The organism is Belnapia arida, from assembly GCF_016773205.1.
In the GTDB taxonomy this organism is placed as follows: domain Bacteria; phylum Pseudomonadota; class Alphaproteobacteria; order Acetobacterales; family Acetobacteraceae; genus Belnapia; species Belnapia arida.
The window spans coordinates 36,847-53,707 of sequence record NZ_JAETWB010000009.1; the positions used below are offsets into that span (position 1 = coordinate 36,847).

The 16,861-nt window shown below is 71.8% G+C and carries 16 protein-coding genes; 9 read left to right on the forward strand and 7 right to left on the reverse strand.

Annotated features, from left to right (window positions below; all coding sequences use genetic code 11):
• Positions 1–29: 29 nt before the first annotated feature.
• Complete coding sequence (gene cofH, locus JMJ56_RS17920; protein ID WP_202833136.1) at positions 30–2,375, reverse strand: 5-amino-6-(D-ribitylamino)uracil--L-tyrosine 4-hydroxyphenyl transferase CofH; 2,346 nt, start codon at positions 2,373–2,375, stop codon at positions 30–32.
• Between the two features lie 86 nt (positions 2,376–2,461).
• Between cofH and JMJ56_RS17925 the strand changes: the two genes are divergently transcribed.
• Together JMJ56_RS17925 and JMJ56_RS17930 are read left to right on the forward strand one after the other, a co-directional pair.
• The gene (locus JMJ56_RS17925) at positions 2,462–3,412 is read left to right on the forward strand and encodes a TIGR03619 family F420-dependent LLM class oxidoreductase (protein WP_202833137.1); all 951 of its coding nucleotides are present in this window, start codon (positions 2,462–2,464) and stop codon (positions 3,410–3,412) included.
• A gap of 5 nt (positions 3,413–3,417) precedes the next feature.
• A complete protein-coding gene (locus JMJ56_RS17930; protein ID WP_202833138.1) occupies positions 3,418–4,455 on the forward strand; it encodes an LLM class F420-dependent oxidoreductase in 1,038 nt (345 codons plus the stop codon).
• Here JMJ56_RS17930 and JMJ56_RS17935 read toward each other — a convergent pair.
• From JMJ56_RS17935 to JMJ56_RS17950, 4 genes are read right to left on the reverse strand one after another with little or no spacing between them, the layout of a single operon-like run.
• Positions 4,452–5,018 carry a demethoxyubiquinone hydroxylase family protein gene (locus tag JMJ56_RS17935; protein ID WP_202833139.1) on the reverse strand — a complete coding sequence of 189 codons (567 nt, stop codon included), beginning with the start codon at positions 5,016–5,018 and terminating at the stop codon, positions 4,452–4,454. The genes JMJ56_RS17930 and JMJ56_RS17935 overlap by 4 nt on opposite strands.
• Before the next feature lie 40 nt (positions 5,019–5,058).
• Positions 5,059–5,910: an LLM class F420-dependent oxidoreductase gene (locus JMJ56_RS17940; protein WP_202833140.1), complete on the reverse strand. Its 852-nt coding sequence runs from the start codon at positions 5,908–5,910 to the stop codon at positions 5,059–5,061.
• Between the two features lie 26 nt (positions 5,911–5,936).
• Entirely contained in the window at positions 5,937–7,124 is a 1,188-nt protein-coding gene (locus tag JMJ56_RS17945; RefSeq protein WP_202833141.1) for an FAD-dependent monooxygenase, read from the reverse strand.
• Positions 7,125–7,152: 28 nt separating this feature from the next.
• Positions 7,153–8,025 (reverse strand): MBL fold metallo-hydrolase, encoded by an 873-nt coding sequence (locus tag JMJ56_RS17950; protein ID WP_202833142.1) that lies wholly within the window; start codon positions 8,023–8,025, stop codon positions 7,153–7,155.
• Positions 8,026–8,138: 113 nt separating this feature from the next.
• Between JMJ56_RS17950 and JMJ56_RS17955 the strand changes: the two genes are divergently transcribed.
• From JMJ56_RS17955 to JMJ56_RS17970, 4 genes are all read left to right on the forward strand, one after another.
• On the forward strand, positions 8,139–9,023 hold the full coding sequence (locus tag JMJ56_RS17955; protein ID WP_202833143.1) for a hypothetical protein: 885 nt from the start codon (positions 8,139–8,141) through the stop codon (positions 9,021–9,023).
• A gap of 10 nt (positions 9,024–9,033) precedes the next feature.
• A complete protein-coding gene (locus JMJ56_RS17960) occupies positions 9,034–9,822 on the forward strand; it encodes an aldolase (RefSeq protein WP_202833144.1) in 789 nt (262 codons plus the stop codon).
• Positions 9,823–9,941: 119 nt separating this feature from the next.
• A complete protein-coding gene (locus JMJ56_RS17965) occupies positions 9,942–10,907 on the forward strand; it encodes an alpha/beta fold hydrolase (protein WP_202833145.1) in 966 nt (321 codons plus the stop codon).
• Positions 10,908–10,994: 87 nt separating this feature from the next.
• Positions 10,995–11,378 (forward strand): hypothetical protein, encoded by a 384-nt coding sequence (locus tag JMJ56_RS17970; RefSeq protein ID WP_202833146.1) that lies wholly within the window; start codon positions 10,995–10,997, stop codon positions 11,376–11,378.
• Positions 11,379–11,522: 144 nt separating this feature from the next.
• On the opposite strand, the gene JMJ56_RS17975 is transcribed toward JMJ56_RS17970, so the two are convergent.
• Complete coding sequence (locus JMJ56_RS17975; protein ID WP_202833147.1) at positions 11,523–12,377, reverse strand: NUDIX hydrolase; 855 nt, start codon at positions 12,375–12,377, stop codon at positions 11,523–11,525.
• Between the two features lie 82 nt (positions 12,378–12,459).
• On the opposite strand from JMJ56_RS17975, the gene JMJ56_RS17980 reads away from it, so the two are divergent.
• The 3 genes from JMJ56_RS17980 (at position 12,460) to JMJ56_RS17990 (ending at position 15,123) form a co-directional block, all read left to right on the forward strand.
• Positions 12,460–14,328, forward strand: a complete 1,869-nt coding sequence (locus JMJ56_RS17980) for an ABCB family ABC transporter ATP-binding protein/permease (RefSeq protein ID WP_202833148.1) — start codon at positions 12,460–12,462, stop codon at positions 14,326–14,328.
• Positions 14,329–14,386: 58 nt separating this feature from the next.
• A complete protein-coding gene (locus JMJ56_RS17985) occupies positions 14,387–14,653 on the forward strand; it encodes a hypothetical protein (RefSeq protein ID WP_202833149.1) in 267 nt (88 codons plus the stop codon).
• Positions 14,654–14,781: 128 nt separating this feature from the next.
• Positions 14,782–15,123: a hypothetical protein gene (locus tag JMJ56_RS17990; RefSeq protein WP_202833150.1), complete on the forward strand. Its 342-nt coding sequence runs from the start codon at positions 14,782–14,784 to the stop codon at positions 15,121–15,123.
• 23 nt (positions 15,124–15,146) lie between these two features.
• Here the strand turns inward: JMJ56_RS17990 and JMJ56_RS17995 are convergent, their stop codons facing one another.
• Positions 15,147–16,814, reverse strand: a complete 1,668-nt coding sequence (locus tag JMJ56_RS17995) for an NAD(P)/FAD-dependent oxidoreductase (RefSeq protein WP_202833151.1) — start codon at positions 16,812–16,814, stop codon at positions 15,147–15,149.
• Between the last annotated feature and the right edge of the window lie 47 nt (positions 16,815–16,861).

Consider the following 16,861-nt stretch of genomic DNA (forward strand, 5'->3'; position numbering starts at 1 on the left):
CCCTTAACGCAGAACCCTCGGAAAATCGATCAGCCCCCCACCGCCTCCCGCCGGCGCGGTGCCGTCTGCACCACCGGTGCCAGCTCCGCCGCCTCGAAGGCCGCCCGCCGCCGCGCCTGCGGCACCGGGCCGTAGAGCGTCGTCCGCTGCTCGGGCAGGCGGCCGATGGAGCGGATCAGCGCCTCCATCGCCTCGGGCGGATACTCCTGCCCGTGCTGGGTGCCGGCAGCGCGGCTGATGCTCTCGTTCATCAGCGTCCCGCCCAGGTCGTTCGCCCCGGCCTGCAGGGCGAGCGCCGCGCCTTGCGGGCCCATCTTCACCCAGCTCGTCTGGATGTTGGGGACGAGCGGATGCAGCGCGAGCCGCGCGACGCTGTGCATCAGCACGGCCTCGCGGAAGGTCGGGCCGCGCCTCGCGCGGCCCTTCAGATACATCGGCGCCTCCATGGCGACGAAGGGCAGGGGGACGAATTCGGTGAAGCCGCCCGTCTCCGCCTGCAGGTCGCGCAGCGCCAGCAGGTGCCGCGCCCAGTTCAGCGGCCCCTCGACATGGCCGAACATGATCGTCGCCGTGGTGCGGAGGCCGAGGCCGTGCGCCGCCCGCGCGACGGCCAGCCACTCGGCGGTGTTCACCTTGTCCGGGCAGATGACGGCGCGGATCTCGTCGTCGAGGATCTCCGCCGCCGTCCCCGGCAGCGTGCCGAGCCCCGCCGATTTCAGCCGCGCCAGGTACTCGGTCAGCGTGAGGCCGAGCGTCGCCGCGCCCTGCGTCACCTCGAGCGGCGAGAAGGCGTGGATGTGCATCTCCGGCAACACGGCGCGGATCGCCTGGCAGATCGCCTCGTAGGTCGCGCCGGTGTAGTCGGGGTGGATGCCGCCCTGCAGGCAGACCTCGGTCGCGCCGCGGTCCCAGGCCTCGACGGCGCGGCGGACGATCTCGCCATGGTCGAGGTCATAGGCCGGGCCGCGCAGCGCTTCGTGCGTCCGCCCCTTGCTGAAGGCGCAGAAGGTGCAGCGATAGGTGCAGATGTTGGTGTAGTTGATGTTGCGGTTGACGACATAGCGCACCGTCTCGCCGGAGACCGCGATGCGCAGCGCATCCGCCGCCCGCGTCACATGGGCGAAGTCGGCGTCGCGCGCGGCGAACAGCCGCATCATGGCCGCCGGCTCCAGCCGTCCGCCGCCCGCTGCGCGCTCGACATCGCGCGCCAGCGCGGCATCCGCTTCCGCCAAGCGCGGCGCCGGCAGCGCCGGCGGCGTCACCTCGCCCGGCGACCAGCGATCCTCCCGCGCCCAGCCCCCGGCATCGCTCGCCTGGCGCAGCCGCGGCGCGACGCCGGGGTCGATCCATTCCTCCGCCGCGCGGACATAGGCGGGATAGGCCGGCAGCCGCTGCACCAGCACCTTGCCCGCCTCCGCGGTGCGCGCCGCCAGCGCCTCGACCTCCGGCCAGGGCGCCTCCGGGTTCACGTGGTCGGGGGTGACGGGCGAGACGCCGCCCCAGTCGTTCAGCCCCGCCGCGACGAGTTGCTGATAGACGCCCGGCGAGAGGTTGGGCGGCGCCTGAAGGTTCATCGCCGGCCCGAGCAGGATGCGCGCGACCGCGATGGTCCAGAGCAGGTCGTCGAGGTCCGGTTCCTCGGCGCCAGCCGCCTTCGTGCCCGGCTTCGCCCGGAAATTCTGGACGATGACTTCCTGGATGTGGCCATGCTCGGCCTGCAGCGCAGCGATCGCCTGCAGCGCCTCGATCCGCTCCTCCCGCGTCTCGCCGATGCCGATCAGGATGCCGGTGGTGAAGGGCACGCGCAGCTCGCCCGCCATCCGCAGCACGCCGAGGCGGAGCGCCGGGTCCTTGTCCGGGCTGCCGTAATGCACGCCGCCCGGGGCACAGAGCCGGGCGCTGGTGCTCTCCAGCATCACGCCTTGGCTCGCCGTCACCGCGCGGAGGGATGCGATCTCCTCCCGCGTCATCACGCCGGGATTGGCATGCGGCAGCAGCCCGGTCTCTTTCAGCACCAGGGCGCACATGGCGGTGAGGTAGTCGATGGTGCTGGCGTAACCCAGCGCCTCCAGCGCCTCCCTCGCCGCCGGCCAGCGCAGCTCCGGCTTGTCGCCGAGGGTGAACAGCGCCTCGGTGCAGCCCGCCGCAGCGCCGGCGCGGGCGATCGCCAGCACCTCCTCCGGCGTCAGGTAGGGGTTGCGCCCCTTCTGCGGCTTCTCGGCGAAGGTGCAGTAGTGGCAGACGTCGCGGCACAGCTTGGTCAGCGGAATGAAGACCTTCCGCGAGTAGGACAACAGCCGTCCATGGCCCGCATCGCGCAAGGCCGCGGCCTCCGCCATCAGCGCCGCCAGCGGCCGGTTCAGAAGCGCATCCATCCCGTCACCCTTGCCCGTCCCGCGGGCTCGCCGCATCCTGTGGCAGAGGCCCGGGGGACGCAACGCCGGGAGGAGGAAACCGACCCATGCAGATCGGCTTCAGTGCGCCGAGCGGCGGACCGCTGGCGACGCCCGAGGCGCTGACCCGCCTGGCCCAGGGCGCCGAGGCGCTCGGCTTCCACTATGCGACCGTCAGCGACCATGTGGTGATCCCGCGCGAGATCGGAGCGAAGTACCCCTACACCGACAGCGGCGAATTCCCCGCCAGCAGCCGCGGCGAGCGGCACGAGCTGCTGACCCAGGCGATGTTCCTCGCCGCCCGGACGGAGCGGTTGCGCATCGTCACCTCGGTGATGGTCGTTCCGCACCGGCCGGCGATGCTGACGGCGAAGATCCTCTCGACCATCGACGTGCTCTCGGGCGGGCGCCTCACCGTCGGCATCGGCGCCGGCTGGCTGCGCGAGGAGTTCGAGGCCCTGCAGGCGCCCGATTTCGACGCCCGCGGCCGGGTGACGGACGAGTACATCCTCGCCGCCCGCGAGCTCTGGACGGAGGAGGACCCGCGCTTCGAGGGCGAGTTCGTCCGATTCGGCAATGTCGGCTTCGCGCCGAAGCCGGTGCAGAACCCGCTGCCCGTCTGGATCGGCGGCGAGAGCGGGCCGGCGCTGCGCCGCGCCGCCCGCCTCGGCGACGGCTGGTACCCGATCGGCACCAACCCCTCGCACCCGCTCGACAGCCTGGCCCGCTACCGCGCCGCGGTCGACAAGCTGCACGGCCTGACCCGCGCCGCCGGCCGCGACCCGGCCGCGATGGCGCTCGCCTATCGCGTGCAGAAATACGGGCCGGAGGTGCCCGCGCAGGCCGGCGACGGCGAGCGCCGCCTGTTCTCCGGCCAGCCGGGCGAGATCGCGGCCGACCTTCGCGCCTTGAAGGAGGCCGGCGTCGGGGCCGTCGACCTCACCTTCCCCGGCGGGACGGCGGAGGAGGCGCTCGACGCCATGCGCGCCTTCCGCGACACCATCCTGGCCAAGGTCTGACCGCGATGAAGCTCGGCATCACCATCGGCATGATCCGCGGCCAGAAGCCGCAGCTCGAGATGGACCTCGTGCTGGAGGCGGAGCGCCTCGGCTTCGACGCCGTCTGGTGCGGCGAATCCTACGGCACGGATGCCGTCACGCCCATCGCCTTCGTGCTCGCCCGCACCACGCGCATCAAGGCGGGCACCGGAATCATGCAGATGCCGGCGCGCACGCCGACCTGCGCGGCGATGACGGCGATGACGCTCCAGGCGCTGTCGGGCAACCGCTTCCTCTGCGGCATCGGCCCCTCGGGCCCGCAGGTGGTGGAGGGATGGCACGGCCAGCCCAACGGCAAGCCGCTCGGCCGCACGCGGGAATATGTCGAGATCATCCGCGCCATCCTGGCGCGCGAAAAGCCGCTCGAGCATGAGGGCGAGCACTACCAGATCCCCTACAAGGGGCCCGGCGCCACCGGCCTCGGCAAGCCGCTGCGCAGCATCATCCACGGCGACCCCGCGCTGCCGATCTACACCGCCTCCATCACCCCGGGCGGGATGCGCCTCTCGGGCGAGATCGCAGAGGGCAACCTGCCGATCTTCATGTCGCCCGAAGCCGCCGATGCGGTGGTGGGCCCGACGCAGGAGGGCATGGCGAAATCCGGCCGCAGCCTCCAGGGCTACGACATCGCGCCCTACACCAAGATCCGCCTCGGCAACGACCTCCAGGCCTGCCGCGATGCGGTGAAGCCGGAGCTCGCGCTCTACATCGGTGGCATGGGGGCGAGGGGGAAGAATTTCTACAACGACTACTGCAAGCGCCTCGGCTACCCGGACGCGGCGATGGCGATCCAGGACGCCTTCCTCGACGGCCGCAAGGCGGAGGCGGCCGCCGCGGTGCCCGACAAGCTGGTGGACGAGATCGCCCTCGTCGGCCCGGCCGACCGCATCCGCGGCCGTTTGCAAGACTGGAAGGCGGTGGCAAAGGAGGGCAAGGTCGGCACCCTCGTCCTCACCGGCGCGACGCCCGAGGCGCTGCGCGTCGCGGCGGAGGCCGTGCTCTAGATCCGTCGTGCCGCGGCCACGGCCGCGGCGCTGCCCCGCCCGACGAGGCCGCCCCAGAGGCGGGCCAGCCATCCGCGGCCGGCGCCGAGCAGCTCCGCCGCCTCGTCCCGGTGCTCGACCTCCTCCAGCCGGCACTGCTCCAGCAGCGCCCGCAGCGCGCCCGCCTCGCCGGCCGCGGGCAGCCGCTCGATCTGCTCCCGGTAGTGGTGATCGACGAAGGTCTCGACCGCCTCGATCGTCACCTGCACCGCCGCCGGCCCAACCAGCGCCGGCAGCGCCCCGGTCAGCCATCCCGCCACGCGCCAGATCGGCAGCAGCCGGCTGCGCTGCGCGGGCGGCAGCATCGCCTCAAGCAGGCGCAGGTGCCCCGCCTCCGTCTCCAGGTGCCGGGAGGCGAAGGCGCGCACCGCCGGGTCGCGCGAGCATGCCAGGATGCCGCGATAGATCATCACCGCCCCCGTCTCGCCGGCATGGTCGGAGCGGAGGTCGCCAACCAGCAGCGGGTGGCTCGTGGCGAGCCGCGTGACGGCGGCATCATCGAGGGTCGGGGCGGGCAGGTCCATCCAGCGCAGATGGCACCGCACGCTGCCGCAACAAGCCCCGTCAGCCGGCCTGCCGCGCCAGCTCCGCCCATCGGTCCAGCTCCGGCAGGATCGCATCGCGCTTCGCCGCGTCGAGGCTGACCACCACCCGCTCCACGCCGAGGTCGCGGTCGGCCAGCAGCGCGTCGCGGTCTTCCTTCGCGCCCCAGATGGTGACGGGCAGCTCGGCCAGCGACCGCCCCGCCTCCCCCACCATCTGCCGGAATTGCGGGATGAGCGCCGCCACGTCGGCGTAGTGCTGCCGCACGCGGTGCGGCATCCAGCCATTGCCGTAGCGGATCGCCCGCCTCGCCCCCCAGGGAAAGGCGCCGCCGACGATGATCGGCGGGTGGGGTTTCTGCACCGGCTTGGGCCAGGTCATCATCGGCGCAAAATCGACGAACTCGCCGTGGTATTCGGGCTTCGCCTGCGTCCAGATCGCCTGCATCGCCTCGATCCGCTCGCGCGCCAGCTTGTGCCGCGTCTCGAAGGCGGTGCCGTGGTTCTCGATCTCCTCCCGGTTCCAGCCGTTGCCGACGCCGAAGAGGAAGCGCCCGCCCGAGATGCGGTCGAGCGAGGCGACGGATTTCGCGGTCTGGATCGGGTCCCGCTGCACGACGAGGCAGATGCCGGTGCCGAGCCGGAGCGTCGTCGTCGCCACCGCCGCCGCGGTCAGCGTCACGAAGGGGTCCAACACGTCGTAGTACATCTTCGGCAGGTCGCCTCCGCCCGGCCAGGGCGTCGCCCGCTGCAAGGGGATGTGGGAATGCTCCGGCGCCCAGAGGCTCTCGAAGCCGCGCTCCTCCAGCGCCCGCGCCAACTCGTCGGGTGCCATGGAATAGTCGGTGAAGAACATCGCCGCGCCGATCTTCATGTCGTCCCTCCCGCAAGCCCCGGCCGCTATACGCGCACCGGTGCGAATTCCTCCGGCCCCGGCACGTCGGTGTAGAGCCGGCGCAGCTTCGCCAGGAACTCCGGCTCGCCCTTGGCGATGGAGCCCGCCACCGGGTCGCCGCCGGGGAACATCGTATCCGTCGCCTCCAGGCTGAAGCGCCGGACGAAGTCGATGCGCGTGTCGCGCCAGGCGGCCACGTCCTCCGCCCCGCCGCCACGGCGCAACAGGGCGCCGGCGACGACGCCGTCCTCGATCGCCTGCGTCGCGCCCTGGCCGAGCGTCGGCACCATGGCATGCGCCGCATCGCCGAGGAACAGCACCCGCCCGGCCGCCGCCGTCCGCAGCAGCGGCGCGTCCTGCAGCCGCGCCCAGTGGATCTGCCCGACGCCGGCCGCCAGCCGCTCGACCATCCAGGCGACGGCGGGGCAGGCCTGGCCGTCGGGCGGGGTGTAGAGCGCGCGCTGGAAGGCGGCGGTCCTAGCCTCGGGCGCGATCTCGGCACTGGCCGAGGCGAGCGGGAAGCCACCCGCGATGTAGGCCGCGCCGCCCGGCAGCCTGTAGGCCAGCAGCCGCGCATTGCCGTTGAACCATTGCCCGTACTCGTCGAAGGGGCAGTCCGCCGCGTCGGGCACCAGCAGCCGCGTCATGGCGATGCCGTGGAGGGCCGGCTGCGGCACCCCTGCCGTCAGCCGCCGCAGCGCCGAGTAGCGCCCGTCGCCGGCGACCAGCAGCTCATAGCCGCGCGGCCGCAGCCGGGCCCCGTCCGGCGCCTCCAGCACGGGGACGAGGCGGCCGGCGGCATCCTCCTCCACCGCCACCAGCTCCAGCCCGTGATGGGTGGCGTCGGCGACCGGCCCGCGCAGCTGCCGGTACAGCTCCGACCAGCGCAAGCGGATGCCCGGCTCCTCGGCCACCTCGCGCAGGTCGAGGTCGAAGAGGCGTTGCCCCTCCGCCGTCTCGATGATCCAGCGGGTCCAGGGCAGCGAGGCCGCGCGCAGCGCCGCGTGCCGCGCGGGCAGGTGGAGGCGCAGCGCCTTCATCGCGTTCGGCCCGCAATTGAGGCCCGTTCCCGCTTCCGCCTCCTCGCCGCGCGCCATGCGGTCGAAGACGTCGACGGCGAAGCCGGGCGCCTCCCGCAGCATCTCGGCCAGCACGCTGCCGGCGACGCCGCAGCCGATGATGCCGATGCGCATTCCGCCTGTTCCCCTGCGGTCTCAGGCCTCAGGCCTCCGTCGCCATGAAGCGGAAGCCGTCGCCCCAGCGCGTGACATGGCCGGTGGAGGGCGAGGGGAAATGCGCCGTGCAGAGCAGCCGGCCGGTGTCGCAATGGCAGTCGAGGAATCGCCGCCGCGTCTCGGCCGACTGCCGCTGGTCGGTGTCGGCGCGCATCGAGAGCTCGGGGTAGCGCATCTGCAGCGGCGAGTGGATGAGGTCGCCGGTCAGGACCGCGGTCACCTCCTCCTTGCCGAGCTCGACCGCGACATGGCCGGGCGTGTGCCCCGGCGTCGGCGTCAGCCGCAGGTGGTCGCCGATGCCGTGGTCGGCGGCCACCAGCTCCGCCCGGCCCGCCTCCAGGATCGGCAGCACGCTGTCCTCGAAGATCGGGTTCGGCGTCTCCTTCCGCGCCGCCTCCCAATGCGCCACCTCGCGCTCGGCGAAGACGTAGCGCGCCTTGGGGAAGGTCGGCACCCAGCGGCCGTTCTCGAGCCGCGTGTTCCAGCCCACATGGTCGACATGCAGATGGGTGCACATGACGTAGTCGATGTCGCCGACCGAGTATCCGGCCGCCACCAGGTTCCGCTCCCAGGTGTCGTCGGTCTTCCCGTTCCAGAAGGGCTGCGTCCGCTGCTTGTGGTTGCCGACGCAGCTGTCGACCAGGATGGTGTGGTGCGGCGTGCGGATCACGTAGCTCTGGATGCAGAGGCGCAGCTTGCCCGTCGCCGGGTCGACCGCCTGCGGCTCCAGCCAGGCGCGGTTCTCGTCCAGCAGCTCCGGCGTCAGGGTGGGGAAGAAGGTGAGCGGGTCGAAGAGCGGGCTTTCCTCCTCGATCACGCGATGGATGGTGAGGTCACCCAGCTGGAAGCTCGTCGCCATGCCCCGTCTCCGCCTTGTGTGGCGGCATGGTAGCGCGATGCCGCGCGCCCGATAGGCCTTGCATGGCCCCCGGCCGGGCGCGAAGCTTCCCGCCGCCAGCGGAGGAACATACCATGGACGGGATGAGCAAGGTCGAGTGCCCCTTCGACCGGGCCCAGGAGACCCTCGGCAACTCGGTCGAGCTGCAGCACGTCAACCTCCGCGTGCCCGACCAGGCGCTGGCGACCGCCTTCTACATCACCGGCCTCGGCCTCACCCGCGACCCCTACCTGATGACCGGCCTCGACAACATGTGGGCCAATGCCGGCGTCAGCCAGTTCCACCTGCCGACCGGCCCGGCGCAGGTGCTGCGCGGCGTGGTCGGGCTGGTGACGCCGAGCCGCGAGCTGTTGCTGCACCAGCTCCACCGCGCCCGCCGCTGGCTGGAGGGCACGCGCTTCGCCTTCGTGGAAGCCGAGGGGCATGTCGACGTCACCTGCCCCTGGGGCAACCGCATGCGCGTCCACGCGCCGGATGCGGAGCGCTTCGGGCGGATCAGCCTCGGCATCCCCTATGTGCAACTCGACGCGGCGCCCGGCACGCTGCCCGGCATCGCCCGCTTCTACGACCAGGTCATCGGCGCCCCGTCGGCGATGCGCGACGGCGCGCTGCATGTCCTCGTCGCCCCGTCCCAATACCTCGTCTACCGCGAGACCGACGCGCCGCAGCCGGCCTTCGACGGCCACCACATCCAGCTCGCCTTCGCCGATTTCGGCGGCGTGCATGCGCGGCTGGCCGAGCGCGGCCTGATCAGCCGCGAGGACAGCCCGCACCAATACCGCTTCATCGACATCGTCGACCCGGAGGACGGGCGGCTGCTGTTCCAGGTCGAGCACGAGATCCGCAGCATGACGCACCCGCTCTTCCGCCGACCCCTGGTCAACCGCAACCCGGCGATCAGCAACAACCTCTATGCGCCGGGGCACGAGGCCCTGGCGCCCTCCATGCCGCCCGCCTGAAGGACAGATCATGGCCCACAGCCTCGCCCAGCCCGCCGCCCCCGCGATCCTGCGCAACTCCGACCTCGACGCGGCCACGGTGGAGCAGGCGCGCATCGACCTCGCCGCCTGCTTCCGCATGGCGGCGCGGCTCGGCCTGCATGAGGGCATCTGCAACCACCTGAGCGCCATGGTACCGGGGCGGGACGACCTCTTCCTCGTCAACCCCTATGGCTGGGCCTTCGCCGAGGTCACCGCCTCCCGCCTGCTGGTCTGCGACTTCCACGGCAACGTCGTCGCCGGCGAGGGCGTGCCGGAGGCGACCGCCTTCTACATCCATGCCCGCGTCCACAAGAACGTGCCGCGCGCCCGCGCCTGCTTCCACACCCACATGCCGAACGCGACGGCGCTCGCCATGCTGGAGGGGCCGCCGCTGGCCTGGGCCGGGCAGACCGCGCTGAAATTCTACGGCCGCACCGTGGTCGACGAGGACTATGCCGGCCTCGCGCTCGACGAGGCGGAGGGCGACCGCATCGCCGCCAGCATCGGCGAGGCCGACATCGTCTTCATGCGCAACCACGGCATCATGGTGCTCGGCCCGACCATCGCCGAGGCCTGGGACGACCTCTACTACCTCGAGCGCGCCTGCGAGGCGCAGCGCCTGGCGATGTCCACCGGCCGCCCGCTGAAGCCGGTGCCGCCCGAGATGGCGCGGAAGACCTACCTGCAGATGCGCGAGGGCGACCGCGAGAGCGCCCGGCTGCACCTGGAGAGCGTCAAGCGCATCCTCGCCGCGGAGGCGCCCGGCTTCGCCAGCTAGAGCAAACCCCGAACGGGTGGAAACACCCGGAAGGGGTAATTTGCTCGTTCAGACAACAGGCTGGAGCGGCTTCCGCGAGCGCAGTCGAGCGGAAGCCGCTCCGGACCGGGAGACGCCACATGCCGATCACCCACCGGAGCCTCGCCGCGAACGGCATCACCCTGCATGTCGCGGAGGCGGGGGAAGGGCCGCCGGTGCTGTTCTGCCACGGCTTCCCCGAGTCCTGGCGCTCCTGGCGCCATCAGATGGAGGCGCTGGCCGAGGCCGGCTTCCGCGCCATCGCCCCCGACATGCGCGGCTATGGCGAGAGCGAGGCGCCGCCGGCGATCGAGGATTACACGCTCCTTCACCTCATCGGCGACATGGTCGGGCTGCTCGACGCGCTCGGCCTGCACCAGGCGGCGATCGTGGGCCATGACTGGGGCGCGCCCGTCGCCTGGAACGCGGCGCTGCTGCGGCCGGACCGCTTCCCCGCCGTCGCCGGGCTCAGCGTGCCTTTCTCCCCGCGCGGTCCCGTCAGCCCCACCGAGGCGTTGCGCCGCGCCGGGCGGCACCGCTTCTACCAGCTCTATTTTCAGGAGCCGGGCGTCGCCGAGGCGGATCTCGAAGGCGATGCGGAGGTGACGCTCCGCCGCACCCTCTGGTCCCTCTCCGGCAACCCACCCGAGGCCGAGCGCTGGCGCCCGGACCTGCCCGAGGCCGGATTCCTCGCCAGCCTCGCCGAGCCGCCCGCCCTGCCGCCCTGGCTGCCGGCCGCGGAGCTGGCGGAGCTGGCGGCCATCTATCGCCGCACCGGCTTCCGCGGCGGGCTGAACTGGTACCGCAACATCGAGCGCAACTGGCGGCTGATGGCGCCCTTCGCCGGCCTCACCCTGCGCCAGCCGAGCCTCTTCATCACCGGCACCGCCGACCCCGTGCTCGGCTGGACCAGGCCGGCGGTCGAGGCGCTGCCGCAGCGCCTGGCCGGCTTCCGAGGTGCGGTGATGCTGGAGGGCATCGGCCATTGGGTGCAGCAGGAGGCGCCGGAGCCGGTGAACCGCGCGCTGCTCGACTTCCTGCGCGGCGCCGGCATCGCATCCAATTGAAAAGGCGGCCGCTTTCCGCCGGTTTCCTGCCATATGCCCGTCACGATCGGGCCGTTTCATCAGCACAGACCCAAGGAGGGTTGTGAGATGAAGCTTCGTATCGCCGCTGCCGCGGCCCTGGTCGCCACCGTCGCTCTCGCCGCCCCCGCAGCGCAGGCCCAGGGCTGGCACCGGGGCGGCCATGGTGGTGGCTGGGGTGGCCCGCACCACCACCACCATCGGGGTGGTGCCGGCGCGGTGGCCGGCATCGTCGGCGGCCTTGCCCTCGGCGCGCTGGCGCTCGGCGCGGCGAATGCCTATGCCGCGCCCCCGCCGCCGCCGGTCTACTACGCCCCGCCGCCCCCGCCGCCGGCCTATTACGTGCCGCCTCCGCGGGTCTACTACGCACCTCCGCCGGCCTATTACGCCCCGCCGCCGGCCTACTACGCGCCGCCCCCGCCGGTGGCCTACCGCCCGGCCTATGCCTGGTAGGGCAGGGGCCTGATTGCCTTGGCCGGATGCCCGCGACGGGCCCTCCGGCCGGTCCATCCAGCGCCAGCAGCCACCACGCTGCCGGCGCCGATGGCAGCCCCGGTGCAATGCGGTCCGGGCAGCATCATTCCTGCCTGGCCAGGCTCACCCTCCCTGCTCGAGCCCCAGCCTCAGGGCCCGGCCTTCCTCGCCCGCCGGGTCGATCAGCCCTTCGCGCAGGAACAGGTCGATCAGCACCAGGTTCACGTTGAACTTCACCTCATCCGTGTCCCGCACCGCCTCGTAGAGCCGCCGCACCGGCCAGAGCTCGAACCGCTCCACCTCGCCATCCGCCGGTACGGGGGTGAACTCCTCCGGCAGGTCGAGGTCGAAGGCATGCAGGATGTCCCGCCGCATCCCCTCGCCATGCCGCATGACGTAGGATAGGCGCGCCACCTCCCGCGCCTGCCCAGCCAGCTCCGGGGGGATCGATGCCTCTTCCGCCGCTTCCTTCACCAGGCACTGCATCGGGTCGAGCCCGGCCGGGATGCCGCCCGCCACCACATGGTCGAGCTGCCCCGGCGCCACCGGCTTGCTGCGCGAGCGCACGCCGACCCAGACCTGCAGCCCATCCGCCCGCCGCACCAGCCCGTTGAGATGCACCCCCTCCGCCCGGACCCCGAAGGCGGGGATGGCGCCCCGGTCCAGCAGCGCCAGCACCGGCCCCTCCGGCTCCGCCCGCACGTCGAAGGCCTCGTCCCGCAGGGTGAAGAAGCCCCGCCCGGCCAGCGAGCGGGTCACAGCCGCCAGCGCCTCCGCCCGCGCCGGCGTGCCGCGCAGCCGGGCGGCCATCGCCACCCCCTCGGCATCGAAATGGAAGTCGCGTGGGAAGAAGGTCAGCGCCCGCGCCAGCTCGGGCCCGAGCCAGCCTACCTGTGCCCCCGCGATGCGGAAGGGGATGAATCCGGCCGGGGAGGGCAGGTCGTTGCAGGCATCGATATGGCGCTGGAAGGGGCTCATCCCCCCGCTTTACCCCTCGGCACCTGCTCCCGGCCATATGGCCCGTTTGCCGCGCCGCCGTTCAAGCCTATGTCCCGGATGCATGAGCCACTCCGACGCCTCCGCCGAACGCAGCCATTTCCGGACGCTGCTCACCCTCGCCCCCTGGCTCTGGCCGAAGGGCGAGCCCGGCCTGCGCGCCCGGGTGGTGATCGCCCTGGCGTTGCTGGTGGTGGCGAAGGGCGCCAATGTGCTGGTTCCTATCGTCTATGCGCGCGCCGTCGATGCGCTGGGGCCGCAGGCGGGCGGCATCGCCACCATCCCCATCGCGCTCGTGATCGGCTACGGCCTGTTGCGCGCCGCCAGCGCCGGCTTTGCCGAGCTGCGCGATGCCGTCTTCGTGAAGGTCCAGGCACGTGCCTCGCGCCGCATCGCGTTGGAGGTCTTCCAGCACCTGCACGCACTGTCGATGCGCTTCCACATGGACCGGCAGACCGGCGGCCTTTCCCGCGTCATCGAGCGCGGCTCGCGCGGCATCACCTTCGTGCTCGACTTCATGCTGTTCAGCATCGTCCCGACCCTGCTCGAGATCGTGCTGGTGACGGTGATCCTGTGGGGGATGTTCGACTTCTCCTATGCGGCGGTCACCTTCGGCACCATCGCCGTCTATATCGCCTTCACCTTGATGTTCACCGACTGGCGGCTGCGCTTCCGCCGCGAGATGAACGCGATGGACCAGGACGCCAACACCAAGGCCATCGACAGCCTGCTCAACTATGAGACGGTGAAGTACTTCAACAACGAGGGGCATGAGGAGCGGCGCTACGACAGCTCGCTCGCGCGCTACGAGCGGGCCTATACCCGCTCCGAGGTCACGCTCAACATGCTGAACGGCGGCCAGGCGGCGATCATCGCCGTCGGGCTGACGCTGGTGATGCTGATGGCGGCCCGCGGCGTCGCCTCCGGCCAGATGTCGGTCGGCGACTTCGTGCTGGTGAACACCTATCTCATCCAGCTCTACCTGCCGCTCAACTTCCTCGGCTTCGTCTACCGCGAGATGAAGCAGTCGCTGACCGACATGGAGGCGATGTTCCGCCTGCTGCGCGAGGAGCGCGAAGTGGCGGATGCACCGGATGCGCGCCCGCTGGCCGCCGGGCCGGGCGAGCTGGCCTTCGAGGACGTGCGCTTCGGCTACCGGCCGGACCGGGTGATCCTGAAGGGCGTCTCCTTCCATGTGCCGCCGGGGAAGACGCTGGCGATCGTCGGGCCGACGGGGGCGGGCAAGTCGACCATCTCCCGCCTGCTCTTCCGCTTCTACGACGCGACGGGCGGGCGCATCCTGCTCGATGGCCAGCCGATCGAGAGCGTGGCCCAGGCCTCGCTCCGCGCCGCCATCGGCGTGGTGCCGCAGGACACGGTGCTGTTCAACGACACCATCCGCTACAACATCGCCTATGGCCGCCCGGAGGCGAGCGAGGAGGAGATCGTCCGCGCCGCGAAGCTCGCCCAGGTGCACGACTTCGTCGAGCGGCTGCCGGAGGGCTACCGCACCATGGTCGGCGAGCGCGGCCTCAAGCTCTCGGGTGGTGAGAAGCAGCGCGTCGCCATCGCGCGCACCATCCTGAAGGATCCGCGCATCCTCGTCCTCGACGAGGCGACGAGCGCCCTCGACACCCGCACCGAGCAGGAGATCCAGGCGGCGCTGCGCCAGATCTCGGCCAATCGCACCACTCTCGTCATCGCCCACCGCCTGTCGACGGTGGTGGAGGCGGACGAGATCATCGTGCTGCAGGACGGCCGCATCGTGGAGCGCGGCAATCATGGCGAGCTGACCGCCCGCGACGGCCTCTATGCCGAGATGTGGCGCCGGCAATCGGAAGCGGTCGCCATGGCCGAGGCGGCGGCGGCGGCCCAGCGCGCCGCCGATCTCGACCAGCCCCGCATCCGCCTCGGCGAGGCGGCAGCCGACTGAGGGGTTTTCGGCGGCCCCCGGAAACCCCATCTGCCGCATCGAATAAGGAGCGCACGGCATGCAATTGGACCCCCAGGGCGTGGCCCCCGACGACCTCAGCCACGCCGGCTCGGTGGTGGACAAGGCGATCGAGTACATGCTCGAGCAGAACATCGCGCCCATCTCGGCTGCCTCCGCCCTGCTCGGCGGCGCGCTCGGCCTGCTGGCGCGGACGATGGACGACCGCTCGATCGCCGGCGTGCTGCGCAATGCGCTGGCCAGCGTCGAGAGCGGCGAGTTGCGGGAGATGCGCGACCACCTGCCGGGCGGCGACGCCCACCCGTGATGCCGCGCCGCATCGCGAGCCGGCATTGGGGCTTCTGACGTTGGCGGTTCCTTAACCGGGACGAGCCTATCCCTGCGCAGGGCCGTGGCACGGGTTGCCAGGCTGCCGCCCGTCGCACGGAGAAGCCGATGTTCCGCCGCTACGCCCTGTCCCTCGCCCTGCTGGGCGCCCTCGCCGCCGGTCAGGCTTCCGCCCAAGGCTGCGACACCTCGATCGAGGTGGTGAACAATTCGGGCGCGCAGGTGGACGAGTTGTATTTCAACCCGACCAGCAACAGCAATTGGGGCCGTGACCGCCTCGGCGAGAACGTGCTGACGGCGGGCCGCAAGGTCAGCTTCCGCCCCGGCCGTGGCGGCAATTACGATTTCCGCGTGGTCTGGAACGGCGGGCGCGAGGCGGAAATCCGCAGCGTCGACATCTGCCAGGTCAGCCGCATCGTCGTCGGCCGCGGCAGCCTGCTGGCGGAGTAGCCCGCGGAACGGTGGAGGCGGCCTCAGCCATAGGTCGTCTCCGACGCCTCCACGCCCCGGCTCATCTCCCGCGGCACCTCCTGCCCCGTCGCCAGCAGCGCCAGCGCCTCCGCCACGCGGATGCCGTCGACGCCGGCGCTGAGGATGCCGCCCGCATAGCCCGCGCCTTCCCCGGCCGGGAACAGCCCTGGCGTATTGAGGCTCTGAAAGTCCCAGCCGCGGCGGATGCGGATCGGGCTGCTGGTCCGCGTCTCGACGCCCGTCATCACCGCATCCGGCCGCGCGAAGCCCGGCATCTGCCGGTCGAAGGCGAGCAGCGCCTCCCGCATCGCCGCCACCACGAAGTCGGGCAGGCAAAGCGAGAGGTCGGTCGGCGTCACTCCCGGCTTGTAGCTCGGCAGCACCTCGCCAAGCGCGGTCGAGGGCCGCCCGGCGAGGAAGTCGCCGACCAGTTGCCCCGGCGCGCGGTAGTCGCCCCCGCCGGCGAGGAAGGCCGCGCTTTCCAGTCGCCGCTGGAAATCGACGCCCGCCAGCACGTCGCCCGGATAATCCGCCGGCGAGATGCCGACGACGATGCCGGCATTCGCATTGCGCTCGGCGCGCGAGTACTGGCTCATGCCATTGGTGACGACGCGTCCCGGCTCGCTCGTCGCCGCCACCACCGTCCCGCCCGGGCACATGCAGAAGCTGTAGACGCTGCGCCCGTTCGACGCATGATGCACCAGCTTGTAGTCGGCCGCGCCGAGCAGCGGGTTGCCCGCATTCGGTCCCCAACGCAGCCGGTCGATCATTCCCTGCGGATGCTCGATCCGGACGCCGATGCTGAAGGGTTTCTGCTCCAGATGCACGCCCGCATCGCGCAGCATGACGAAGCTGTCGCGCGCGCTGTGGCCGATGGCGAGCACCACGGATTTCGTCGCGATCACCTCGCCGCCCTCCAGCACCACGCCCTCGACCTGCCGCCCCGCCCCGAGCTGCAGGCCGGCCACCTTGGTGCCGAAGCGGTACTCGCCGCCCAGCCGCTCGATCTCGGCACGGATGCTCTCCACCATGGAGACCAGGCGGAAGGTGCCGATATGCGGGCGGGAGACGTAGAGGATCTCCTCCGGCGCCCCCGCCTCGACGAACTCGGTCAGCACCTTCCGCCCGTAATGCCGCGGGTCCTTGATCTGGCTGTAGAGCTTGCCGTCGGAGAAGGTGCCCGCGCCGCCCTCGCCGAACTGCACGTTGCTCTCGGGGATCAGCACGCCGCGGCGCCAGAGGCCCCAGGTATCCTTCGTTCGCTCCCGCACCAGCTTGCCGCGCTCAAGGATGATGGGGCGGAAGCCCATCTGCGCCAGCACCAGCGCCGCCAGCAGCCCGCAGGGCCCGGCGCCGATGACCACGGGCCGCGCCGCCTCCTCCGGTGCTCCCCCTGGCGCCCTGGCGACGAAGCGGTAGCGCGTATCCGGCGCCGGCCGGAGATTCGCATCCCCCCGGTGCCGCGCCAGCACCGCCGTCTCGTCGGCCAGGGTGAGGTCGAGCGTATAGACCCACATGATCGCCCGCGGCTTCCGCGCATCATGCCCGCGGCGGAAGACGGTGACGTCCAGCAACGCTTCATCGGCGATGCCGAGCCGGGCGAGGATGGCGGCGCGCAGGAGCTCGGGCTCATGGCCGAGCGGCAGGCGCAATTCGGTCAGACGCAGCATGGGTTTCCAAGGGCCGGGCGAGGCGTATTCTCCTCCCTTAGCGGGGA